Below are 7647 nucleotides of genomic sequence, written 5' to 3'. Positions count from 1 at the left end.
CGCCGACATGGGGGTGTTGATGATTCGCTCGGCGGGCCTCGCTCATGACGCCGTCCTTCCGAGGCACCTCGCGAGCTCGGTGCCGTCGGCGCGGACGCCGACATGGGGGTGTTGATGACTCGGTGCGGACTCGAACCCGCCCGCCCGCCCGGCGCTCATGCGCTGCCTCCCGGCTGGCTGGGGACGGGCGTCCGATCGCCGTCCGGAGGTGGTGGAGGCCCCGCGGCCGGCCGGTCCGGGGCCAGCGGGTGGTCGCTGGACGACCCGGCCGCACCCGAGGCGTCGACCATCGCCAGGAAGACGTCCTCCAGCCGGTTCCGGGGAGCGGCCGAGCGCACCGCGACCCCGGCCGCGACCAGGGCGGCGACCGCCTCGTCCGGCGGGGTCCGACCCAGGTCGGCCTGCAGGCCGGCCTCGGTCCGCTCCACGTCGCCGGCCATGGTCCGCAGCACCCGCTCGGCGGCGTCCCGGTCGTCGACGTCGAAGACCATCTCGCCGGACGTCGAGACCAGTTCGCTCACCGTGCCCGCGGCGATGGTGCGGCCCAGGTGCACGACGACGACGTGGGTGCAGGTCTGCTCGACCTCCGAGAGCAGGTGGCTGGAGACCAGCACCGTGCGCCCGGTCGCGGCGTACCGCCGCAGCACCTCCCGCATCGCGTGGATCTGGGGCGGGTCGAGCCCGTTGGTCGGTTCGTCCAGCAGCAGCAGCTCGGGCAGCCCCAGCATCGCCTGCGCGATCGCCAGCCGCTGCCGCATGCCCTGCGAGTAGGTCCGGACCCTGCGGTCGACCGCCGTGCCCAGGTTGGCGTTGGCCCTCGCCGCGGCCCGGTGGGCGTCCTGCGCGGGGCGGCCGGTCGCCTTCCAGTACAACTCCAGGTTGGCCCGGCCGGACAGGTGCGGCAGGAAGCCGGAACCCTCGACGAAGCTGCCGATCCGGGACAGGATCGGCGAACCCGGCCGGACCCGGTGCCCGAACACCCGGATCTCGCCCTCGGTCGGCGTGATCAGACCCATCACCATCCGCAGCGTGGTGGTCTTGCCGGCGCCGTTCGGGCCGAGCAGGCCCAGCACCTGCCCGGCCTTGACCTCGAAGCTGACGTCGGTCACGGCCTTGACCCCGCCGGGGTAGGACTTCCCGAGGTGCTTGATCGCCAGTGGCACGTCGACCAGGGCGGGGTCGACGTCCGCGCGACCGGAGCGGACGCGGCCGCCCAGGACCAGCGCGAGGATCAGCAGCACGGCCAGCACGATGAGGCCGATCAGCTGGAACACCGGGATTTCCGACGCCGAGACGCGGTCGCCGCCGACCTCCGGCGCACTGACCGCGGTCACCCCCGCCACCCCGCCGGCGGACCCGGCGGCGTCCGCCGCCAGCGCGATCCGGTAGGCGGCCGGCGCGGTCGGGCCGGCGTAGGCCTGGTCGGTCGTGGAGAACCCGACCTCCAGCGTCGACCCGGCCTCGATCTGCAGGGCCGCCGCGGGCAGGCTCACCGTCACGGTCTGGGTCTGACCGGCGGCCGTCTCGGGCAGCCGGATGGGGGCGACCCCGCCGACGGTGGATCGCACGCCGCCGGGGGAGACCTTGGCGATCGACCCGTACAGCACGATGCCCTCGTCGGTGCTTTCGACCGCCTGGGCCACGGTCCCCGGAACCGGGAGCCGGGTGACGTCGATGGTCACCCGGGGCGTGCCGGCGAGCACGGTGAGCGTGTCGAACGGGGCCGAGGCGAACCGCGCGGTCTGGCCCGGCAGGCCGCCGGCGAACGTCGACAGCGCCGTGGAGGCCAGCCCGGAGATGCCGGGCAGGCTGGAGATGGACGCCGGCGCGGCCCCCGGCGGGTTCACCACGAACTGCGGCCCGCCGGTCAGCGCGATCGGCGCGCGCTCGGTGCTGGTGCCGGCGACCAGACCGGGATACTCGGGCACCTCGAGCGTGCGGCTGCGGGCGCTGCCGGTGTCGCTGATCGGCCCGTCCACGGTGTAGCGGAACGCGGTCGAGGGTGCCGGCCCGCTGCCGGCCAGGTAGTACTGGAACCACTGGGTGATCCGCGCCTGGGTCGCCGCGTCCGGGGTGCTGCCGCCGTCGTGGCCGCCGTTGTACCAGGTCACGGCCACGGTGGTGCCGTTGGCGGCGATGGCCCGGGCGTTCGCGTCGGCCTCGGACAGCGGGAACAGGGTGTCCTTCTCGCCCTGCACCAGCAGCGTCGGCGCGGTGATGTTGCCGACCACGGCGGCCGGGCTGGACCGGGCCAGCAGCGCCGAGAACTCGGGACCGATCCGGCCGGTCTGGGCCGCCTGGGCGTACCCGGCGCACAGCTGCACCATCATCCGGCCGCAACTGCCGGCCAGGGCCGCGGCGGCCGCCTCCGGGGAGATGCCCGAGGCGCCGGTGTCCGGCCCGGTGGTGCCGCCGGACGAGTCGGACGAGCCCGGCGAGTCGGACGGGCTCGGCGCGGCCGAGGAGGTGCCTCCGCCGGTGCCCCGACGGACGAAGTTGCTGTCACCGGTGTCGCCCTGGGCGACCCCCGTCGCGGACAGCGCGGCCCCCGTGGTCACCGACGCCATCAGCGTCGACGTCCAGAACTTCTTGAACACGCCGTCGTCGACGCCCTCCGCGGCGGCCGGCGTCGGCGCGGCCAGGTCGGCCGCGGTGGCCTGCGCATTCGGGAACAACGACTGCTCCAGGTCGTTCCAGGTGATCAGCGGCACGACGGCGTCGACCCGCGGGTCGGTGCCCGCCAGCATCAGCGACAGCGCGCCGCCGTACGAACCGCCGGTCACGCCGACCCGCGGATCGCCGGGCGCGTCGAGCTGCACCTCCGGCTGCTGGGCCAGCCAGTCCACGATCGCCCGGGCGTCGGGGATCTCGTAGTCCAGGGAGTCCAGGCCGATCAGTCCGGTGGAGCGGCCGAAGCCGCGGGCCGAGTAGGCCAACACCACGAACCCGTTCCGGGCGGCGTCCTGCGCGTCGGCGTCGACCGACAGCTTCGACCCGCCGAAGCCGTGCGCCATGATGATCGCCGGCGCGGGCGTGCGTTGCGGCAGGTAGACGGTGGCGTCGAGCTGGACCGGTTCGTCGACCCCGGGACCGCCCGGGGCGGTGATCGTGACGTCCCGGGTCGCCACCGGCGTCGGGGCCGGAGTCGGCCAGGCGATCCAGACGAGCGCGAGCACGACGACGGCGACGAGGACGAGTGCGGTGATCTTGCGCGGCCTGGTGTTCACGAGGCGGCGGACGCGGGCCTTCACCGGGCGCGCCCCGCCGGTCGCGCCACTGCGGCGCCCGGGTCAGTCATGCCCACCAGGGTGCCAGACCGCTATGTCGGCGATGCGCCATTCGGGTCATCATCCGATTGGCCGCGAAGCTGATCGAGGTGACCGGACATCGCCTCGGTGCGCTGGTCCAGGAGGGCCTCTTCGAGATCGAGCCCGTACTCGACCTCCCGCATGACCTCCTCGGACAGCCGGCCGGAGTTGCGCAGCTGCACGAAGACGTCCCGTTCGATCCGCATCATCTCGCGGTTCCAGTCGGCCATGCCGCCGAGGACGCGCCCCGTCTCGTCGATCGTCGTCGACCGGCGTTCGGCCAGCCGGCGCCAGTCCCGGGTCTCCACCCACAGCCTCATCCGGCGGGCCTGGTCCTCCGGCAGCTGCCGTCGGGCGATGTCGGACTCCACCGCATCGGCGATCGCCCGGTTCGCCTCGTCCCGCGCGGCCATCCGCTCGGCATCGATCTCGGCGGCCGGGTCGCCGGGGAAATGCAGCCATCTGATCACCCGCGGCAGGCTCAGCCCCTGCACCACCAGAGTGCCCAGGATGACCACGATCGTGCAGGTCAGCAGCAGCGGCCGGTACGGCGTGTCCAGCGGCAGGGTCTGGGCGGCCGCCAGGGACACCACGCCGCGCATGCCCGCCCAGGACACGGCGGCCAGCGGGCGCCAGTCGGCGAACGCGCCGGACCGGCGCAGCAGCCGGGCCAGCCCGTTGAGCAGGAAGATCCACAGCGGCCGGATGAGGATGACGGTGAGCAGCACCGCCCCGGAGATGAGCACCACCGGCCGGCGGCCGATGTCCGGCGCGGTGACGATCGCCCAGAGCTGCAGCCCGATGAGGGCGAAGACGGTGCCCTCCAGCACGTACTGGATGGTGCTCCAGGTCGCACGCAACGTGAGCCGGACCTCGGGGGCCAGGTCGTAGGGCGCGCGGAAACCCAGCACCAGACCGGTGGTGACCACGGCCAGGACGCCGGACGCCTCCGCCCGTTCGCCCAGCTGGTAGGCCACGAACGGGGCGACCAGCGACACGGCGGTGGTGGCCAGCGCGGAGCCGCTGAGCCGGCGGCCCCAGGACAGCAGCCAGCCGACGGCGCCGCCGATCAGCAGCCCGCCCGCCGTGGCCCACCCGAACTCCAGGACGGCATCGCCCCACGACATCGAGCCGACCGCGAGGCCGACCAGGGCGACCCGCAGCAGCACCAGGGAGGTCGCGTCGTTGAACAGCGACTCGCCCTCCAGCACGGTGACCACCCGCCGGGGCAGGCCGGCCCGCCGGGCGACCGCGACGGCGGCCACCGCGTCCGGCGGGGCCACGATGGCGCCGAGTGCGAGCCCCGCGGCGAACGGGATGCCCGGGACGAGCAGGTAGAGCACGGTGGCCACGGCGAACGCGGTGACCAGCACCATGCCGACGGCGAGCTGGAAGATCGACCGCAGCATGGTCCGGATGGCCACCACGGAGGACTCGGTGGCCGCGGCGTAGAGCAGCGGCGGGATCAGGACCGTCAGGACGAGCTCGGGGTCGACCTGGACCGCGGGCATGCCCGGGACGAACGACACGGCGACGCCGACGATCACCAGCAGGATGGGGGCGGGCACCCGGATCCGCCCGGCCAGCCCGTTCACCGCGACGACGCCCAGGACGAGCAGCACGACCGGTCCGATGTCAGGCATGTCCGCCACTCCCGCCTCGGCCGCCCCCCGGCGACCTACCATGGGGCATTGTTGACCCGGGGGTATCTGATCTTCCGCCGGGGGCACCTGAGAGTGACCCGTGTCGCCTGAGTTGAAGGAGTTCACCGATGACCGACCTCGACCTCGGATCCGGTTCCGGATCACCGGCCGGTGCCGCCGGGGGTGCCTCCGGGGCGCTCGTGCTGACCCCGCCGGCGCCGGTTCAGGTCGTCGAGCCCGCGCAGGCGGCCGGCGCCATCGCCGTCGCCGACCCGCGCAAGGCCGAGCTGCAGTCGCGGGCCGGCGCGTTCGCTATGGAGCTGGCCGGGATGGACGTGCGCTCCCCGGAGTTCGCCAAGAAGGTCGAGGCGATCACCGCGCTCGGCGACCGCGAGATGCGGGAATCGGCCAACGTGTCCAGCCGGATGCTCGAGCGGCCGGCCGCGGTGCTGCAGGGCAGCAAGGGCGGGCGCGGCGGCGACGCGCAGACCCGGGTCGCGGGCACGCTGTCCGACCTTCGGGTGACGATCACCGAGCTGGACCCCAACCGCGCCGACCTGACCGGCATCAAGAAGGTGCTCAAGTGGATCCCCGGCGGCGACAAGGTCGACCGCTACTTCGCCAAGTACCAGTCGGCGCAGAGCCATCTGGACGCGATCGTGCGCGCGCTGGCCTCCGGCCAGGACGAACTGCGCAAGGACAACGCCGCGATCGAGGTCGAGAAGGCCAACATGTGGACGTTGATGGGCAAGCTGACCGAGTACAACGAGCTGGCCGGCGCGCTGGACGTGGCGGTCGAGGACCAGATCCGCAACCTGGAGGTGCAGGGCCGCACCGAGGACGCGAACACGCTGCGCTCGGACGCGCTGTTCCCGATCCGCCAGCGCCGGCAGGACATCATGACCCAGATGGCCGTGGCCGTGCAGGGCTACATGGCCCTTGACCTGGTGCGCAAGAACAACCTGGAGCTGATCCGGGGGGTCGACCGGGCGCAGACCACGACGATCGCCGCGCTGCGCACCGCCGTCATCGTCTCCCAGGCGCTGGCCCGGCAGAAGCTGGTGCTGGATCAGATCACCGGCCTGAACGCGGCCACCGGCGACCTGATCGCGCGGACCTCCGAGCAGCTGAAGATCCAGGGCGCGCAGATCCACGAGCAGGCGGCCAGCGCCAGCGTCTCGGTGGAGAAGTTGCAGCAGGCGTTCGACAACGTGTTCCAGGCGATGGACGCGGTCGACACCTTCCGGGCCCAGGCGGTCGACAGCATGGCCCAGACGGTCACCGCGTTGGAGGGCCAGATCCAGCGCGCGCAGCCGTATCTCGAGCGGGTGCGGCGCGGCGAACTGAACGCCGGCGGCTGACCGGGGGGTATCGCACAGCGTGGTGATCAACTGGTTGTTCGGCCGGCAGGACGAGGCGCGCCCGCCGAACGACCCGATCATGCAACCGCCGGCGCCGGAGCAGGACAGCCCGCAGGCGCTGGCGGCGCTGCGGTTCTCGGCGAACCGGTTCATCAACGCCTCGGCCGGGCAGTTGCCGGTCGCGGCCGTGGTCGCGGCCCGCCGGGTGACCGACGTGGTGGACACCGTGCTGTTCACCACCCGGGACCGCGACCTGGACATCCATGCCCGGGTCTCCATCAACGGCATCCTGCGCGACTACCTGCCGACGACGCTCAAGACCTACCTGGCCCTGGACCCGGCGATCCGCGACCGGCCCGGCCGGGCGGGCATCACCCCGACCGTCGCGCTGCTCGAACAGCTGGACTTCCTGCTGTCCTCGGCGTCGGAGGTGCTGGCCGCGGTGCAGCACGACGACGCCAACGCCCTCATCGCGCAGGGCAACTTCCTGCGCTCCAAGTTCGGACAATCGGAGCTCGACCTTTAATGCCCCCAGCACTGCAGCGCGGCGCCAACGTGGCGCTCACCCAGGAAATCCCGTCGCTGACCGGGGTGGTGCTCGGCGTCCGCTGGAACGCGGGCGCCGAGCAGGCCCTGTCGGACAATCTGGTGGCCGCGACGATCCTGTGCGACCGCGACAGCCGGGCCCCGTCCGAGCGGTACTTCGTGTTCTTCAACCAGATCGCCTCGCCCGAGGAATCGGTGTCCCGGCGGTCCCAGCTGCTGGGTGACGACCGCGAGCAGATCGAGGTCGATCTGCCGGACGTGCCGGGGGACATCGCCCGCATCGTCGTCGCGCTCTACATCAACGACGGGCCGGGCGCCCGCCGGTCCCTCGGCCAGCTCCGGGACTGCTCGATCCGGGTGCTCGATCTGCGCAACGGGCAGGAGCTGGTGCGCTCGGAGAACCTGGCGCCGGCGCTGCGGTCGGAGACGGCCATCCTGCTGGGGGAGCTGTACCGGCACTCGACCGGCTGGAAGTTCAAGGTGATCGGTCAGGGCTACGACAACGGGATCGCCGGCATCGCCGCCGATTACGGCGTGCCACTGTGACGATCGATCCACGGGCCCCCGGGCGCGCCCCGGTCCGCTCGGATCTGACCTGGCTGCGGCACCGGTCCCGGGTCGCGGCGGCCCCGCCGTCCACCCCGGGCCGTCCGGCGGCTCCGGGGCGGCCGTCGTCCGCGGCCCGTCCGGCGGCCGGGGCCAGCTCCGCGGGAGTGTCGGCGGCCGTTGGGACCGCCCGGGCCGACTACGTCGCCGGCCGTTCGACCGCACGAGGGCCGGCGCCGCCGG

General features: G+C 73.2%; 5 protein-coding genes. 3 read left to right on the top strand and 2 right to left on the bottom strand.

Going from position 1 to position 7647, the window contains the following annotated elements; translation table 11 throughout:
• Positions 1-155: 155 nt before the first annotated feature.
• A complete protein-coding gene (locus ACOJUF_RS00190) occupies positions 156-3227 on the bottom strand; it encodes an alpha/beta fold hydrolase (protein WP_420119843.1) in 3072 nt (1023 codons plus the stop codon).
• Between the two features lie 92 nt (positions 3228-3319).
• Entirely contained in the window at positions 3320-4951 is a 1632-nt protein-coding gene (locus ACOJUF_RS00185) for a Na+/H+ antiporter (protein WP_420119842.1), read from the bottom strand.
• Positions 4952-5079: 128 nt separating this feature from the next.
• Between ACOJUF_RS00185 and ACOJUF_RS00180 the strand changes: the two genes are divergently transcribed.
• The 3 genes from ACOJUF_RS00180 to ACOJUF_RS00170 are packed head-to-tail and all read left to right on the top strand — an operon-like array spanning position 5080 to position 7404.
• A complete protein-coding gene (locus tag ACOJUF_RS00180; RefSeq protein ID WP_420119841.1) occupies positions 5080-6312 on the top strand; it encodes a toxic anion resistance protein in 1233 nt (410 codons plus the stop codon).
• 22 nt (positions 6313-6334) lie between these two features.
• Positions 6335-6838 carry a hypothetical protein gene (locus tag ACOJUF_RS00175; protein WP_420119840.1) on the top strand — a complete coding sequence of 168 codons (504 nt, stop codon included), beginning with the start codon at positions 6335-6337 and terminating at the stop codon, positions 6836-6838.
• Complete coding sequence (locus ACOJUF_RS00170) at positions 6838-7404, top strand: TerD family protein (protein ID WP_420119839.1); 567 nt, start codon at positions 6838-6840, stop codon at positions 7402-7404. The genes ACOJUF_RS00175 and ACOJUF_RS00170 overlap by 1 nt, the downstream gene beginning before the upstream one ends.
• The last annotated feature ends 243 nt before the right edge of the window (positions 7405-7647 follow it).

This window comes from Nakamurella sp., from assembly GCF_048594475.1.
GTDB lineage: Bacteria > Actinomycetota > Actinomycetes > Mycobacteriales > Nakamurellaceae > Nakamurella.
Note: the sequence above shows the minus strand (reverse complement) of the source record. Positions and strands in the feature narration are given on the sequence as shown.